Here is a 14,788-nt window from a genome sequence, read left to right as displayed (position 1 = left end):
GGTGCTCCTCGTGCTTTGCGATGACGCCCTCGTGCCGCAGGTACGCGAGTGGTGCCGAGACGCTCTGCGAACGGGATTGACCTCGGTCGCCGGTCAGGTCGCTCTGGTTGGCGATGTTGCCGGCGTTCCCGAGCCGGGCGCTGCAAACGATCCGTGTGTGGTCTGGTTGGGCAGCAGCGCGGAACGCGACGTCATCGAGACCGCAGCCGCTGCAGCGAGCCAGATTGTGCTGTTGCTCGGAGCAATTGCCGGCCGCCATGCCCGCAGCACAGGCGGCGCAGAACACCAAGCAGACGTGTGGCACGCCGTGGCGACGGTGACAGCGCCGCGAATAGCGGTCTGGCTCCCTGCAGCGAATGGTGCCCGGTCGGACCCGACTGGCGAGCTCTCGGCGGCACTGGGTGTTCAGCGGGTAGTTCGCATCAGCCGCGTCGGCAGTCGACGCGCGCACCGGCAGTTGCACCGGCTCGGCCGCATGCTGGTCACCTCGGCATGCGCGCCTCAACGGCTCGACCGGTCCGACGGTGCAGTTCGACGCCGAAACGCAGCACGTGCAGCCACTGACGCACTCAGTGATCTGCTGGCCGAGCCTGACGTCGAGGAATTCCAGATACGCGGCGGGGAATCGATGCTCGTTCAGTACGCAGGCGGACGTGTCGAGCGCCGACCCTCGCCGTTCGCTGCCGATGGAGACCTCATCGAGGCCGTGCGTTTTCTGGCGAGCTATTCCGGCGATCGGCCGCAGCGCTTCGACGAGCTGGATCCGCGTCTCGACGTGCGTGTCGGAGATCGCTGGCGACTTCACGCCGAGGCGTTCGTGACCAGCCCGCCGAACGTCGTATTGCGCTCGAACATGGCGGGCCGGATGCGACTTGACGAACTCGGCATCGTGTCGCAGGCACTCGGCAGCGTGCTCATCGAAGCCATTGCCGGGCGGGTCCGAGCCAATGTGGTGGTGGCGGCGGCGATGGGCGGCGGCAAGACCACGCTGTGCCAGGCATTGCTCGCGGCAGTCCCCGACCACGAGCGCATCGACACGATCGAGGACACGCCCGAACTGCGTCTCGGCGAGTACGGCATTCACCCCAACACCTTCGAGCGCCTGACACGTGACCCGAACCAGGACGGCCATGGCCGGCATTCGATGGCTGACCACATCCGCGATGCCAAGCGCGCGAATGCCAGCAAGCTCGTAGTGGGCGAGATCCGCGGTGACGGCTGCGAGGCGTTGCTCGACGCGATGTCGTCGGGCCTCGATGGGTGTCTCGTAACGCTGCACTCTCAGCCCGGCAGGGGTGTGCTCGAGAAGCTCGTGGCCTACGCCTGTTCAGAGGGCGCGGAACCCGACTACGCCCGCCGGCAGATAGCCGCAGCCGTGGATCTGTGCGTCTGGATGGGCCGCAACGATGCGGGCGAGCGTGTCGTCGCCGACGTAACCCAGCTGACCGGCATCGGCGAGCTGACAGGGATCATCTCCACGACGTGCCTGTGGGCGCTGCTACCGGGTGACCGTTGGGCGACGCCAGTGGGCCGCCCGACCGGACGCGTCGCGCAGGTCTATGCATCTGCCGGCCTCTCGGAGTCGGGCGGTGATGACGAACTGCCTGAGGCGTTCACGCAGATCGTCGACATGCCTGTTTCATCGACTTCCGGAGTGCTTGCTGCTGCATCCGATTCTCTGGCGCCGATCGGTGAGGAGTGCGACAACGAGGCTGTCTCGGAGGCCATGCCCGCCGATGACGGCGCCTCGGTGCGCCCAGATGACGGCCGAGCGATAGCGCCGGCGGAACCCCCATCCCGCATCCCGTCGCAATGCAACGAGCCACAGCACGGCGAGCCGTTGTTTGGGTCGCCGTTGCACGATGGTGCCGAGCCACGCGAGGTCCTGTGGGATCCCGGGCCGCTCGTTCCCATCGACGAGACACCGCCGTACGAGCCTTTGGTCGATGAGTCGTGGACGTGCCGCGCAGCAGTTCCCAATCTCGGCCAATGCACGGCCGCTGGACGTCGCCCGCCCACCCGTGAAGGTCCGAGTGCTGGCGAGGAATCCGACGCGGAGGGCATCAAGTGCTGAGGGTTGCGGCACTCGGTCTGGCTGGCTCAGGAGCCGCGCTGTGGACGCTGCTCGGCACGGCACCTTGCACCGATCGCACGGTTGATGGCTCGATTCGGTGGCCGTGGCTGGCGACAGGCGTCGCTGCATTCGTCTCAGGCCTGGCGCTCGGGCCGACAGCCGCTGGGTTGTCAGGCGCAATTGTCGGCATCTGTTCGTGGTGCGCCGCCAACGTCGTGCGCAGCCGGCGGCGTGTCGTGGCTGCCGAGTCGGTCGCGCAGTTCGCATCGGTTCTGGCCAACCAGGCGCAGGTCTCACGCACGGTGGTTGACGCGCTCGAGACCTCCGCACCTCTGGCAACCGGGCCGATCGCACAGACAGCGTCCCGTCTTGTTGCTGAGTGCCGCAGCGTGGGCGTGGAAGCAGCAGCGCAGCACTTTGCGGCGGGCGCCCAAGGCGCGGTTGCGGCGTGGCTGGCCGATGCGGTGGCCGTCGCCGCAGCAAGCGGTGGCCAATGGGTGCCGATCTTGGAAGTCCTAGAAGCTGAAGCAGCCGAAGCGGCCGCGACCAGCCGCCACTTCCATCGTCATGTCGCGTCAACTCTGCCGCAACTCGGGCTCGCCGCTGCGCTCGGTGCTGCCGTCGCCGTGGGCAGTGCGCTTGTGAGTCCTGCGGCATGGGCTTGGATGACCGGACCGCAGGGTCAGCGAGTCGGACTTGCCGCGGTCGCCGCTGCAGTGGCGATCTCTGCCCGCCCACTTGCTTCGGCGTGGGAGATGCTGCGATGAGCGCGCCGCTGCCGTCCGCGAGTTCGCTTGCCCTGTGGGCGATGGCCGGAACCGGGGGGCTCGCCGCTGTTCATTTGCTCGCAACGAACGAGCGCCGCCGTCGTGGGCGCCGAATGCTGGCTGCGTTGGGCTGGAGCCCGGCGCGGCTTGCGACGCTGACGATCGTCGTAGCGGTATGCACGATCGCCATCGGCTTCGTAGTCGGCCTCCGGCTGCCCAGCGGGGGAGCCGCACCGCCACGACAGGCTCTGGCGTGGTCGCTGCTCGCAGCCGTTGCGGCCGGGTGGGCAGTGCCTGGCTTGATGACAAGCGCCGTGCTGTCAGGACAGCGCCGCCGGCTGGATGGGGCGGTGCTGTTGTGGCTGCGGCGCATCCGGCTGTTCGTAGCTGCGGGACGGCCGATCAGCGTGGCCGTGCTCGATGCCGCGGAGCGGATCACCGATCCCGCGTTTGCGCCGGCGGCCGGAGCGGTCAACGCGGCGGTGATCAGCGGGCGCGACCCGCTCGCCGCGGTTGCGGCGCTGCTGTCGGACTCGCCGACTGCGTCACTGCTGCGCACGGTGGATGTCGCCGAACGATCGGGCGCCGCAGCCTCTCAGCTGCTCGACCGGGTGTTGGACCGCGTCGTGCGGGCCATCGACGATCGACGCCGCGAGTCGATCGACCGCCTCGGGCGCAGCGTCGGCGCTTCCGCCTCGATGCTCGCCGTAGTGGCCTCCGGCGTGGTCATGGTGACCATCGTCATGACACTGCCGTCGACCTGAGCACCTGATCGCATCCCTGAACCGAACAATTCCGACCGCCCGCCGGAGCGGGCAAGGAGCACACACATGGATTCACCGGTCACCAAGCTGATCTTCATCGCCGCCGCCGTCGCCGCCTCGGTGCTGGTGGTGGCAGTGATGTGGACAACGCTGGGCGATAACGCCCCGCAATCAACCGACGGCGGCGTCGATTACGACAAGATCCAGACCCCGGAGCTGTGCGCTGCCGTGGACGGCACATGGACCGCCGCTGACGATCCTCCGTGTGCCTAGTTCGGATTGCCCCGGCCGTTGTCGAGGGTCGCTTTGTCTTTGGTGAGCAATGGACAGCTCGCTTTCGATCCTCCGCCTGTTCTCCGTGCTGGCAGTCTTCTTGGCGCTGGTGATCTCGCTGTTCGGGCACCAAGTCGGCGCAGCAGCCGCGCAAGGAGCGGCCGATGCCGCAGCAGTAGCGGTCACTGACCAGGTGCCAGCCGACTGGGATTGCACTGCAGCGGGGCTCCCAGTCGACGCGACGGCTACGGCTGCGCGTGCCGTAGTGGACCGCACCGCACAGCTTGCGGCGGTGCAACCCACGGCGGTCGAGGTGCTGGCCGACGGCACGTGCTCGGTCATCGTGTCGGTGCGAGTTGCATCCAGCGGCTGGCTGGGTTCCCGTGCGGCGCTGGCCGTGGCCTGCCGTCGCCCGGCTTCCAGCGTTGGGACGGTTCTGCATGCGCCCGTGGCACCGCCGTGCTGAACAGCTGCGTTGAGCCGCCCGGCTGCTCAGCTTCGTTGAGCGTGCCAGGGAGAACCGCTGATGGATGAGACCGTCGGCATGATGAGCGTCGTCGCCGTGCTGGTATTCGGCATCTGGCTCGTCGACTACTCCGGCGATGCCTCCCGCGCCGCGACGGTCGTTCGAGCCGCAAGCATTGAAGCCGCCCACTACACGGCGAGCGCTGTGGCTTCACCGCCCACGGGTGTCAGCCCTAACGATCTGGACGAGCGCGCAACCAGCATCGCGAAGCGCGTCGTCGAAGCAGCCGCAATCGGCGACTGCGATGCCAGCGACCCCCAGTTCAGCGTCGCTGCGAGCGTCCATCGGGTACCTGGCAATGCTCGGCCGGCAGCCGTCACCGTCGACGTGACCTGCCCGCTCGCTGTCTCACCGCTGTTCCGTGACACGGTCAGCGCACGCGTCGCCATCCCGGTACCGCCCGCGCCGCGGCTTCGGCCATGAGTGCACCACTGCTGGCGTTGGCGCTTGCAGCGATGTGCGCCCTGTTCAGCGCAGCCGCCGCCGACACAGCGCACGTCATGGGCCTGAGAAACCAGGCCGCGGATGAAGCCCGCCGGGTCGCCGTGAGCACACTCGACACCTGCGCGATCGGCGATGGCGAGCGCCGACGATGCGTACCGCCGCAGAGCTGCACCGAGCCGCACTGCGCCGTGTGCTGGAGAGGCGGTGCCATCCGGGCTGACGTGTCGCTGGACTGGTCGCCGGTGCTGTTGCGCGGCCTCGCCCCGGCGCGCGGTCGCCACGCCCTCAGCCTCGACGCACTCGACGTGGACGACCTGGCCGGTACCACGCTGCCCTCCTGCATCTAGCCACGTTGCCCTCCTGCATCCAGCAGCGCGCTCACGGCGCCGCCACCCTGACGCGCCGCGTGCACAGGGACGTTCGGGACAACAAATACGTGAGCGGATAGGTGGCGACGTTCGGCGGCCCCACGGCCCGGACTTTGCGCAGAAATGCCGCCACAGACGGCAAAATTGCACAAAGAAAGCGTGACAGCAACATTCCGAGACGTCACCTATCCGCGCGGCCTCCAAATACGCGTCAGTTCGAGACATGCCCGCGCTAGGGTGCGGATCTGACCGTGAAGCGGGTCCTGTGAGGCCCGTACGGACAGGAAGGACTTGCGCGTGGCAGACCGCGAGCGACGTATGACGCCCCCCTATGGGGGCGTTTTTGTTGCCCGGACCACCATTCTCGATTCCAGCGGGGTCCATCGGGCGCTCACCCGGGTCAGCCACGAGATCCTCGAGCGCAACCAGGGCCTCGACAACGTCGTGGTGGTGGGCCTCCAGACCGGCGGCGTGCAGATTGCGCTGCGCATCGTGCGCCTGCTGTTCGAGATCGACGGCACCGACGTGCCTTTCGGAACGCTCGACGTCGTCTTGCATCGCGACGACATCGGCCTGCGTCCGGTCATGGCTGAAGCCGTCACCGACATCCCCTTCGACCTCGACGGCATGACGGTCGTGCTGGTCGACGACGTGCTGTTCACCGGCCGCACCATCCGCGCCGCGCTCGACGCCCTGAACGACTTCGGGCGGCCCCGCGCCGTGCAACTGGCCGTGGTGATCGACCGCGGTCACCGCGAGCTGCCGATCCGCCCCGACTTCGTCGGCAAGAACCTGCCCACCAGCCGCGAGGAAATGGTGGACGTATCGCTCGAGGGCGTGCTGCTGGGGGAGATGCGCAAGTGAGTGGGCACCTGCTGACGCTGGCCGAGCTCGGCACCGAAGGCATCGCCGAGCTGCTGGCGCTCACCGACCGCTTCGTGGAGGTTGGCCGCCGGCCCATCCCCAGGGTGCCCGCCCTGCGGGGCCGCACCGTGGCCACCCTGTTCTTCGAGGAATCCACTCGTACCCGGCTGGCGTTCGAGACCGCTGCGAAACGGCTGTCGGCCGACGTGCTGACGTTCTCGGCTGCCTCGTCGTCGCTCTCCAAGGGCGAGTCGCTGCGAGACACCTTCGAGACCATCCAGGCCATGGGCATCGACGCCGCCGTGGTGCGGCATCGCAGCGCCGGAGTGCCCGCCCAGATCGCGCGCTGGGCCGACGAAGGCGTCTCCGTCCTCAACGGCGGCGACGGCTGGCATGCCCACCCCACCCAGGGTCTGCAGGACGCCTACACCCTGTGGCGGCACTTCAGCCCCGCCCCTGACAGCCCGCCAGGAACCGAGGCGGCTGAACAGCCCACGCTGGCAGGGCGACGTATCGGCATCGTCGGCGACATCGTCCACAGTCGAGTCGCCCGCAGCGACATCGAGGCCTATGCCGCGCTCGGCGCCAGCATCGTGCTGGTCGCACCGCCGACGCTGCTCCCAGCACAGCCCCGCGACTGGATCGACTGCTGGCTGCCGCCTGATGCCGCACAGCGTGTCGAGATCACCCACAGCCTCGACGACGTGCTCGGCGGGCTCGACGTGGTGGGGCTGCTGCGCTGCCAGCGCGAGCGCATGGCCGACGGGCTGATCGGCTCGGTCACCGAGTACGTGGCCCACTACGGCCTCACCGCCGAACGAGCCCAGCGTCTGCGCCCCGATGCCGTCATCACCCACCCGGGTCCGATGAACCGTGGCATCGAGATAGCGGGCGCCGTGTTCGAAGACTTGGCTGCCAGCCGGGTGCTGGTCACCCAGCAGGTGTCCCACGGCGTGGCGGCCCGCATGGCGGTGCTGTTCCGCCTCATCGGATCGGGCACTGCGCTGCCAGGGGCCGAATCGGCAGGGACCGACACGTCGGGACAGAGCGATGCCTGAGACCCAGACGCTCCCGATGCCGGCTGCCGAAGCGGCCCTGGTGATCACGGGCGGTGAGATCGTCGAGCGTGCCGGGCGGCGCCGTGCCGACATCACCGTGGTTGACGGCCAGATCGCGGCAGTGAATCCGCCGGGCGTGACCGTCGATGGCCCCGCACGCCTGATCGACGCCTCAGGCTGCGTGGTCGTCTCGGGTTTCGTGGACCTGTTCGCACGCCTGGGCGAGCCGGGCAACGAGGAAGCCGAGACCGTCGCCACAGCCAGCGCGGCGGCCGTGCGGGGCGGCTTCACCGCCGTGATGGCCCAGCCCGACACCGAACCCCCGCTCGACCGTCTGGGACAGCTAGCCGAGCTCCGCCGCAATGCGGCGCACGCCCGCGGCCACATCATTCCCGCCGCCACGATCACGGCCGAGCGGGCCGGGCGCCGCCTCTCGCCGATGGCCGAGCTGGCTGACGCCGGTGTTCGATGGTTCACCGACGTCGGGCCTCCCGATGACGTCGGCCTCCTGCGACGCGCCCTGCAGTACGCAGGACCCCTCGACGCTGTCGTGTCCGTGCGCCCTGCCACCGCTCACCTCGCCGGCGCTGCCGCCATGGCTGAAGGCGCAGTTTCGGCGCGGATGGGGCTGGCGGGCGAGCCCGCTGCCTCCGAGGAGTTGGCAGCTGCCGTCGCCATCGGCGTTGCACGGCTCACCGGCGGCCGCCTGCACCTCGACCGCATCAGCGCCGCCCGTACCGTCGAGCTGGTGCGCGCCGCCAAGGCCGAAGGGCTGGACGTCTCGGCCTCGGTCACTGCCGAGCACCTGCTGTTCATTGATGCCCACGCCGACGGCTACGACACGCTGATGCGCGCCGAGCCGCCGTACCGCACTGCGGCCGACCGGGACGCGCTGATCGCCGGCGTCAACGACCGCACCATCGACGCCATCGTCAGCGGCCATTCGCCAGTGCCGCCGCAGTCCAAGGATCTGCCCTTCGATGAAGCGCCGCCTGGCATTGCCTCGCTCGAAACCTGCGCCGCACTCACCCTCGGTCATCCCGAGATCGGTCTTGAAGCAGCGCTGGACGCGCTGTCGTGGCGACCGGCTGAGCTGGCCGGCGCCGCACACCTCGGCGGTGGGCTCATCGAGCCGGGCCAACCGGCAAACCTCGTGGTGCTCGATCTCGACCGGACCTGGACGCTGGCCGAGCGAGGCTCAGTGTCGATGGCGCGAAATACCCCGCACCGAGGCCGGTCGATGAGCGCCATGGTGACCGCGACAGTCGTCGCCGGGCATCTCGTCGTGGCCAATGGGCAGCCGTGCGAGCCCGCCGTGATGTTCGCGGCCCGAAGCGCGGGGGCAGGACGATGAACCAGTCAAGCGTTCCCGCATCAGGCGCCCTCGTGCTTACCGACGGCACCGTCTTCGAGGGCGAGATGATCGGCGCGCCCCCAACAGCATCTGATGGGGTGGCCTCCGGTGAGGTCGTATTCAACACGGTGATGACCGGCTACCAGGAGGTCATCACCGACCCTTCCTACGCGGGCCAGATCATCGCCTTCACCTACCCCCACATCGGCAACTACGGCATCACCGCCGCCGATGCCGAGTCGAGCCGGCCCTTCTGCCGTGGCGTCATCGTCCGCGACCTAGCCAGGCGTCGATCGAATTGGCGCTCCGAGGGAGACCTCAACTCGTACCTCGTCCGCCACGGCATCGCCGGCATCGCCGGCGTGGACACGCGCCGGCTGACTCGCCACGTCCGCAACCACGGCGCCATGCCTGGCGCGTTCGGCCCTGCCCCCAACGACGACGCGCTGGAACGTCTCGCAGTCGCCGCCCGCGCCGAGCCCGGCACTGCAGGCGTCGACCTCGTCAGCGAGGTCACCACCGTCGAGCCGTACACCGCGGGCGACGGGCCGTGGCGGGTCGTCGCGTACGACTTGGGCATCAAGCGCGCCATCGCCACGAATCTCGGGCGCATTGCCACCGTCGAAATCGTGCCGGCGTCAACCCCCGCGGCCGAGGTGCTGGCCCGAGAACCCGATGGGATCTTCCTCTCCAACGGTCCAGGCGACCCCCAGATGGCCGGCGGCGTCACCACGGCGCTGGGGGACCTGCTGGGCGTGGTTCCGATCTTCGGCATCTGCCTGGGCCAGCAGGTGCTCGGCCTTGCCCTCGGCGGCCGCTCCTACAAGCTTCCCTTCGGCCACCACGGCGGCAACGTGCCGGTGCGCGACGAGTCCACCGGCCGTATCGAGATCACCAGTCAGAACCACAACTTCGCCATCGAATCGGGCTCTGTGCCGGGAGTCGACGAGACGCATGTCTGCCTGAACGACGGGGCGCTCGAGGGCTTCGCCTGCCGCGACCTGCCCGCGTTCTGCGTGCAGTACCACCCCGAAGCCAGCCCCGGACCGCACGACTCGCGCTACCTCTTCGATCGCTTTGCGGACCTCATGTCGACGTTCTGGGGAGGCACCCGCAACGGTTCCGGCCGCCAGCGGGGGAGCAGCTGATGGGCCGCCGCGATGACATCTCCTCGATCCTGATCATCGGCTCGGGACCCATCGTCATCGGCCAAGCCTGCGAGTTCGACTACTCGGGCACCCAGGCCTGCCGTGTGCTGCGCGAAGAGGACTACCGGGTGATCCTGGCGAACTCGAATCCCGCCACGATCATGACCGACCCGGAATTCGCCGACGCCACCTACGTCGAACCGCTCGACGCCGCCGTGCTCGAAGCGATCATCGCCCGTGAACGTCCCGACGCGCTGCTGCCCACCCTCGGCGGCCAGACCGCGCTGAACCTGGCCACCGAGCTCAGCCACAGCGGCGTGCTGGATCGCTACGGCGTCGAGATGATCGGAGCGTCAGAACAGGCCATCGCCACTGCCGAGGACCGCGACCGTTTCCGCCAGGCCATGACCGAGATCGGTCTCAAATGCGCTCGCTCGGCCATCGCGCACTCCATGGACGATGCCCGCCAAGCGATCGACGAGATCGGCCTGCCGGTCATCATCCGACCTGCCTACATCCTGGGCGGCGAGGGGACCGGCTTCGCCACCACGCCCGACGAGTTCGAGGCTGCCGCAGCGACGGGCCTCGATGCCAGCCCGATCAGCGAGATCCTCATCGAGCAGTCCGTGCGGGGCTGGAAGGAATTCGAGCTTGAGGTGATGCGTGACCGCGCCGACAACTGCGTGGTGATCTGCTCCATCGAGAACTTCGACGCGATGGGCGTGCACACCGGCGACTCCATCACGGTCGCCCCCACACAGACCCTCTCCGACGTCGAATACCAGGAAATGCGCGACGCAGCGTTCGCCTGCATCCGCCGCATCGGCGTGGAGACCGGCGGTTCGAACGTGCAGTTCGCGGTGAATCCCGCCAACGGCGAGCGGATCATCATCGAGATGAATCCGCGGGTCAGCCGCAGCTCGGCGCTGGCTTCGAAGGCCACCGGCTTCCCGATCGCCAAGATCGCAGCCCGCCTCGCCATCGGCTACACGCTCGACGAGATCCGCAACGACATCACCGGCGAGACCCCCGCCAGCTTCGAGCCCACCATCGACTACGTGGTGACCAAGATCCCGCGCTGGGCGTTCGAGAAGCTGCCCGGCGCGGCACCCGTGCTCGGCCCGCAGATGCAGTCCGTGGGCGAGGTGATGGCCATCGGACGCACCTTCGGTGAAAGCCTGCAGAAAGCGCTGCGCAGCCTCGAGCAGGGCCGGTTCGGTCTGAACGCCGACGCGGGCGAGACGCAGTACGCCGAACGCTCCACCGCTGAGCTGCTCGAGGCCATCGAGACGCCCACGCCCGAACGCATCTTCGAGATGGGCGAGCTGCTGCGACGAGGCGCCGACCCCGATGCCATCAGCGCCAACACTGGCGTGGACCCCTGGTTCGTGGACCAGATGCTCGCCATCATCGATGAGCGCGAGGTACTGGAAGCCATCGGGGGAGTGGCCTCGATGGACCGTCGCACTTGGCGGCGCGCCAAGCAGTTCGGCTTCGCCGATGCGCAACTGGCGTGGTTGTGGGACGTGAGCGAAGCCGAGGTTCGGGCCGCGCGTCTCGAAGCCGGCGTGCGCGCCACGTTCAAGACGGTGGATACCTGCGCGGCCGAGTTCGACGCCCGCACGCCGTACCACTACTCCACCTACGAAGACGAGGACGAGATCCGCCCTAGCACCCGCCCCCGGATGATCATTCTGGGCTCGGGACCAAACCGCATCGGCCAGGGCATCGAGTTCGACTACTGCTGCGTGCACGCCAGCTTCGCCTTGCGCGAGGCCGGCTACGAGACCGTGATGGTGAACTGCAACCCCGAGACGGTCTCCACCGACTACGACACCTCCGACCGGCTGTACTTCGAACCGCTGACCGTCGAGGACGTCTACAACATCATCGAAGCCGAGGAGCCGGTCGGCGTCATCGTGAGCCTGGGCGGGCAGACGCCGCTCAAGCTGGCCTCCGAGTTGCCGGCTGAGCTTGTGTGCGGCACTCCCGCTGACTCCATCGACCTCGCCGAGGACCGAGAGCGCTGGAACGTTCTGTGCACAGAGCTCGCCATCCCCCAGCCGCCCGGCGGCACTGCGTCGGGACCGGCCGAGGCAGCCGCGATCTGCGAGCAGATCGGCTTTCCCGCGTTGGTGCGCCCCAGCTACGTGCTGGGCGGCCGAGCCATGACGGTTGTCTATGACCACGCTGAGTTGGCTGCAACGATGGCCGAGCTCGCCCTGTTCTCCTCGTTGGGACGAGAAGGCGGGCTGTCGGCCGAGCGGCCCGTGCTCGTGGACCAGTTCCTCGAAGACGCCATCGAGGTCGACGTGGACTCGCTGCGCGACCGCACCGGGGCGTGGATGCTCGGCGGGATCATGGAACACGTCGAGCAGGCCGGGGTGCACTCGGGCGACAGCGCTTGCGCCATCCCGCCGCCGAGCCTCAGCGGCGAAGTCCAGCAGGTCATCGTTTCGCACACGCAGCGGTTGGCCGAAGCGCTGGGTGTGGTCGGTCTGCTGAACGTGCAGTTCGCTGTGAAAGCCGGCGAGGTGTTCGTGATCGAGGCCAACCCACGGGCGTCTCGCACGGTTCCGTTCGTGGCCAAGGCCACGGGGGTATCGCTTGCGAAGGCGGCGGCACGGGTGATGGCGGGAGAAACGCTCGACGAACTCGTCGCTGCCGGGATGCTGCCTGAATGGGCTCGCAACGGGCAACTGCACAGCGGGTCGTCATTGGCCGGTGGGGCGGACCCTGACGCTGCGCCGCGCCACGTGGCCGTGAAGGAAGCAGTGCTGCCGTTCGGCAGGTTCCCCTCGGTGGACACCGTGCTGGGTCCCGAGATGCGCTCCACCGGTGAGGTCATGGGCATCGACGCCACCTTCGGGCTGGCGTTCGCGAAGAGCCAGATTGCCGCAGGCGACGTGCTGCCCTCCGAAGGCACAGTGCTGCTGACCTTGGCGGACCGAGACAAACCCGAGGGGCTGGAAGCGGCTCGGGTGCTCGCTGAGATCGGCTTCGACATAGCGGCCACCGCCGGCACGGCAAGCTTCTTGCGGAGCCACGGCGTGCCCGTTGATGTCGAGGTGGCGAAGCTGTCGGCCGACGGCGAGGAGACCTCGCCCGGCGAGGACGCTGTGCAGCTCATGGCAGCGGGCCGGGTGGACTTGGTCGTCAACACGCCCCGGGGCCGCGGCGCCCAACTCGACGGCCGCCACATTCGCGCGGCCGCCCGCTCCCATCACATTCCCTGCTTCACGACGGTCGCCGCCGCACGAGCAGTGGCGACGGGCATGCGGGAATGGCTCGCGAGCGACCTGCAAGTGCGACCGCTGCAGGACTTCCACGCGAGCCTCGATGCGTCGATGCGGCGTGAACATGCCTGAGGCCCCAATGAGTATGTCGGGCGACCTGTCAATCGATATGGCAGTACGGATCGGCAGCGTCGAGCTGCCCAATCCCGTGATGACCGCATCGGGAACCGCTGGCTACGGCACCGAACTCCGCGCGTACCTCGACCTTGCCGAGCTGGGTGCGGTGGTGACCAAGTCGCTGTCGCCGTTCGCCTGGGCCGGGAATCCAGCGCCCCGGGTTGTGGGCACGCCCGCCGGGATGCTCAACGCGGTGGGTCTGCAGAACCCCGGCGCCGAGGCCTGGCTCGAGACCGAACTGCCGCGCTTGCGTCGAACTGGGGCGCGGGTGGTGGCCAGCATCTGGGGCCGCACGGTGGCTGACTATGAGGCAGCGGCTCGGACCCTGGCCGATGCTGGCCTGACGGCACTGGAGGTGAACGTCAGCTGCCCGAACCTTGAGGGCCGGGGCCAGATGTTTGCATGCGATCCGGCGGCTACTGCCGATGCCATAAGCGCCGCGACCGCTGCAGGTGTGCCGCTGTGGGCAAAGCTCACCCCCAACGTGACCGATCTGGTCGAGATCGCCGCCGCCGCGCTGACCGCAGGAGCCGAAGCCCTCACGCTCATCAACACCGTCTTCGGAATGTCCATCGATCCCGTCACTGCGGTGCCCACGCTCGGCAATGTCGGCGGCGGGCTGTCGGGTCCGGCGATCCGGCCCGTGGCCGTCCGGGCCATCTTCGACGTGCGGGCGGCGTTAGGCGAGGTGCCGATCGTGGGTGTCGGCGGTGTGGCGGCAGCCGAGCACGCCGTGGAGCTCATGGCGGCCGGAGCCTGTGCGATACAGGTCGGCACGGCATCGTTCTGGGATCCGCGAGCTCCGCGCAAGGTGGTGTCTGAGTTGCGCCGCTGGTGCAAGAAGCATGGAGTCTTCGCGGCCGCCGAATTGACTGGCCGGGCCCATCACCGCCGAACCGGGCCCAGCTCAGCGGTCAAGAGCAGACAGGAAAGCAGTTGAACGCAATGACCACTTCCGGATCGGCCGCGACGCTCCGCAGCGGCGCAGCCCGAGACCGGCTGGCACTGGCACTGGACGTGCAGGATCGGGCAGCGGCACTGGCGCTGGTGGAACGCTTCGGAGCCGACTTCGGCGTCATGAAGGTCGGCCTCGAGCTGTTCGTCGCAGAGGGTCCCTCGCTCGTGAGAGACATCGTGGCGACGGGCTGCGGGGTGTTCTTGGACCTCAAGCTGCACGACATCCCGAACACGGTGGAGCGGGCTGCACGGCGTGCCGGTGCGCTGGGTATCTGGCTGCTCACCGTGCACACCCAGGGCGGGCCGGACGTGCTGGCTGCAGGAGCACGCGGACTGGCTGAAGGCGCTGAGATGTCGAGCAGCTCATCGATGCCGAGCGTCGCACCCGTTGCTCTCGGCGTCACTGTCCTTACTTCGGACGCCGAAGCCACGCCAGAGGTGCTGGCGCAACGTGCTGCGCTGGCCCGCGATTCCGGCTGTGGCGGCCTTGTCTGCGCCGCGTCAGATCTCCCGACGGTGTCGGCGGCGGCGCCCGGGCTGCTCCGCGTCGTGCCCGGCATACGACCCAGCGGCGTGCCGGCAGCCGATCAGCGCCGGGTTGCCACCCCGTCAGCGGCACTGGCTGCCGGTGCCGACCTGCTCGTCATCGGACGTGCGGTAACCGCGGCACCCGATCCGCAAGCCGCGGCTGCGTCCATCGTCGCCGAAGTGGATGCCGAGCTGGCCGGACCCTAGGTCCCGGGGCCGATCGTGCTGCTCGGGTGCGATTATTGCCCAA

14 protein-coding genes are annotated in these 14,788 nt (G+C 68.6%); all 14 read left to right on the top strand.

Annotation, left to right across the window (positions count from 1 at the left end; all coding sequences use genetic code 11):
- Window position 1: 1 nt before the first annotated feature.
- The 14 genes from ACOCMM_RS14100 (at window position 2) to pyrF (ending at window position 14,745) form a co-directional block, all read left to right on the top strand.
- Window positions 2–2,074 carry an ATPase, T2SS/T4P/T4SS family gene (locus ACOCMM_RS14100; RefSeq protein ID WP_419553769.1) on the top strand — a complete coding sequence of 691 codons (2,073 nt, stop codon included), beginning with the start codon at window positions 2–4 and terminating at the stop codon, window positions 2,072–2,074.
- A complete protein-coding gene (locus ACOCMM_RS14095) occupies window positions 2,068–2,841 on the top strand; it encodes a hypothetical protein (RefSeq protein WP_419553768.1) in 774 nt (257 codons plus the stop codon). Before ACOCMM_RS14100 ends, ACOCMM_RS14095 begins: the two co-directional genes overlap by 7 nt.
- Window positions 2,838–3,605 (top strand): type II secretion system F family protein, encoded by a 768-nt coding sequence (locus ACOCMM_RS14090; RefSeq protein WP_419553767.1) that lies wholly within the window; start codon window positions 2,838–2,840, stop codon window positions 3,603–3,605. The genes ACOCMM_RS14095 and ACOCMM_RS14090 overlap by 4 nt, the downstream gene beginning before the upstream one ends.
- 66 nt (window positions 3,606–3,671) lie before the next feature.
- A complete protein-coding gene (locus tag ACOCMM_RS14085) occupies window positions 3,672–3,878 on the top strand; it encodes a hypothetical protein (protein WP_419553766.1) in 207 nt (68 codons plus the stop codon).
- Between the two features lie 49 nt (window positions 3,879–3,927).
- Entirely contained in the window at window positions 3,928–4,344 is a 417-nt protein-coding gene (locus ACOCMM_RS14080; protein ID WP_419553765.1) for a hypothetical protein, read from the top strand.
- Between the two features lie 60 nt (window positions 4,345–4,404).
- The gene (locus ACOCMM_RS14075) at window positions 4,405–4,827 is read left to right on the top strand and encodes a hypothetical protein (protein ID WP_419553764.1); all 423 of its coding nucleotides are present in this window, start codon (window positions 4,405–4,407) and stop codon (window positions 4,825–4,827) included.
- Window positions 4,824–5,195 (top strand): hypothetical protein, encoded by a 372-nt coding sequence (locus ACOCMM_RS14070; protein WP_419553763.1) that lies wholly within the window; start codon window positions 4,824–4,826, stop codon window positions 5,193–5,195. The genes ACOCMM_RS14075 and ACOCMM_RS14070 overlap by 4 nt, the downstream gene beginning before the upstream one ends.
- A 339-nt stretch (window positions 5,196–5,534) precedes the next feature.
- The gene (pyrR, locus tag ACOCMM_RS14065) at window positions 5,535–6,080 is read left to right on the top strand and encodes a bifunctional pyr operon transcriptional regulator/uracil phosphoribosyltransferase PyrR (RefSeq protein ID WP_419554888.1); all 546 of its coding nucleotides are present in this window, start codon (window positions 5,535–5,537) and stop codon (window positions 6,078–6,080) included.
- Entirely contained in the window at window positions 6,077–7,138 is a 1,062-nt protein-coding gene (locus tag ACOCMM_RS14060; RefSeq protein WP_419553762.1) for an aspartate carbamoyltransferase catalytic subunit, read from the top strand. Before pyrR ends, ACOCMM_RS14060 begins: the two co-directional genes overlap by 4 nt.
- The gene (locus ACOCMM_RS14055) at window positions 7,131–8,492 is read left to right on the top strand and encodes a dihydroorotase (RefSeq protein ID WP_419553761.1); all 1,362 of its coding nucleotides are present in this window, start codon (window positions 7,131–7,133) and stop codon (window positions 8,490–8,492) included. The genes ACOCMM_RS14060 and ACOCMM_RS14055 overlap by 8 nt, the downstream gene beginning before the upstream one ends.
- Complete coding sequence (gene carA / locus ACOCMM_RS14050; RefSeq protein ID WP_419553760.1) at window positions 8,489–9,640, top strand: glutamine-hydrolyzing carbamoyl-phosphate synthase small subunit; 1,152 nt, start codon at window positions 8,489–8,491, stop codon at window positions 9,638–9,640. Before ACOCMM_RS14055 ends, carA begins: the two co-directional genes overlap by 4 nt.
- Window positions 9,640–13,008 (top strand): carbamoyl-phosphate synthase large subunit, encoded by a 3,369-nt coding sequence (carB, locus tag ACOCMM_RS14045; protein ID WP_419553759.1) that lies wholly within the window; start codon window positions 9,640–9,642, stop codon window positions 13,006–13,008. The genes carA and carB overlap by 1 nt, the downstream gene beginning before the upstream one ends.
- Window positions 13,009–13,015: 7 nt before the next feature.
- On the top strand, window positions 13,016–13,993 hold the full coding sequence (locus tag ACOCMM_RS14040) for a dihydroorotate dehydrogenase (RefSeq protein WP_419553758.1): 978 nt from the start codon (window positions 13,016–13,018) through the stop codon (window positions 13,991–13,993).
- A 5-nt stretch (window positions 13,994–13,998) separates the two neighbouring features.
- Entirely contained in the window at window positions 13,999–14,745 is a 747-nt protein-coding gene (gene pyrF, locus ACOCMM_RS14035) for an orotidine-5'-phosphate decarboxylase (protein WP_419553757.1), read from the top strand.
- Window positions 14,746–14,788: the final 43 nt, after the last annotated feature.

This window comes from Candidatus Poriferisodalis sp. (assembly GCF_965198245.1).
In the GTDB taxonomy this organism is placed as follows: domain Bacteria; phylum Actinomycetota; class Acidimicrobiia; order Acidimicrobiales; family Poriferisodalaceae; genus Poriferisodalis.
Note: the sequence above shows the minus strand (reverse complement) of the source record. Positions and strands in the feature narration are given on the sequence as shown.

What these genes read in the sequence shown, in the direction of transcription:
- pyrF (WP_419553757.1), top strand. Translation starts at nt 13,999, where the DNA reads ATGACCACTTCCGGATCGGCCGCGACGCTCCGCAGCGGCGCAGCCCGA.
- ACOCMM_RS14055 (WP_419553761.1), top strand. Translation starts at nt 7,131, where the DNA reads ATGCCTGAGACCCAGACGCTCCCGATGCCGGCTGCCGAAGCGGCCCTG.
- ACOCMM_RS14080 (WP_419553765.1), top strand. Translation starts at nt 3,928, where the DNA reads ATGGACAGCTCGCTTTCGATCCTCCGCCTGTTCTCCGTGCTGGCAGTC.
- ACOCMM_RS14075 (WP_419553764.1), top strand. Translation starts at nt 4,405, where the DNA reads ATGGATGAGACCGTCGGCATGATGAGCGTCGTCGCCGTGCTGGTATTC.
- ACOCMM_RS14070 (WP_419553763.1), top strand. Translation starts at nt 4,824, where the DNA reads ATGAGTGCACCACTGCTGGCGTTGGCGCTTGCAGCGATGTGCGCCCTG.
- carB (WP_419553759.1), top strand. Translation starts at nt 9,640, where the DNA reads ATGGGCCGCCGCGATGACATCTCCTCGATCCTGATCATCGGCTCGGGA.
- carA (WP_419553760.1), top strand. Translation starts at nt 8,489, where the DNA reads ATGAACCAGTCAAGCGTTCCCGCATCAGGCGCCCTCGTGCTTACCGAC.
- ACOCMM_RS14090 (WP_419553767.1), top strand. Translation starts at nt 2,838, where the DNA reads ATGAGCGCGCCGCTGCCGTCCGCGAGTTCGCTTGCCCTGTGGGCGATG.
- pyrR (WP_419554888.1), top strand. Translation starts at nt 5,535, where the DNA reads ATGACGCCCCCCTATGGGGGCGTTTTTGTTGCCCGGACCACCATTCTC.
- ACOCMM_RS14085 (WP_419553766.1), top strand. Translation starts at nt 3,672, where the DNA reads ATGGATTCACCGGTCACCAAGCTGATCTTCATCGCCGCCGCCGTCGCC.
- ACOCMM_RS14040 (WP_419553758.1), top strand. Translation starts at nt 13,016, where the DNA reads ATGAGTATGTCGGGCGACCTGTCAATCGATATGGCAGTACGGATCGGC.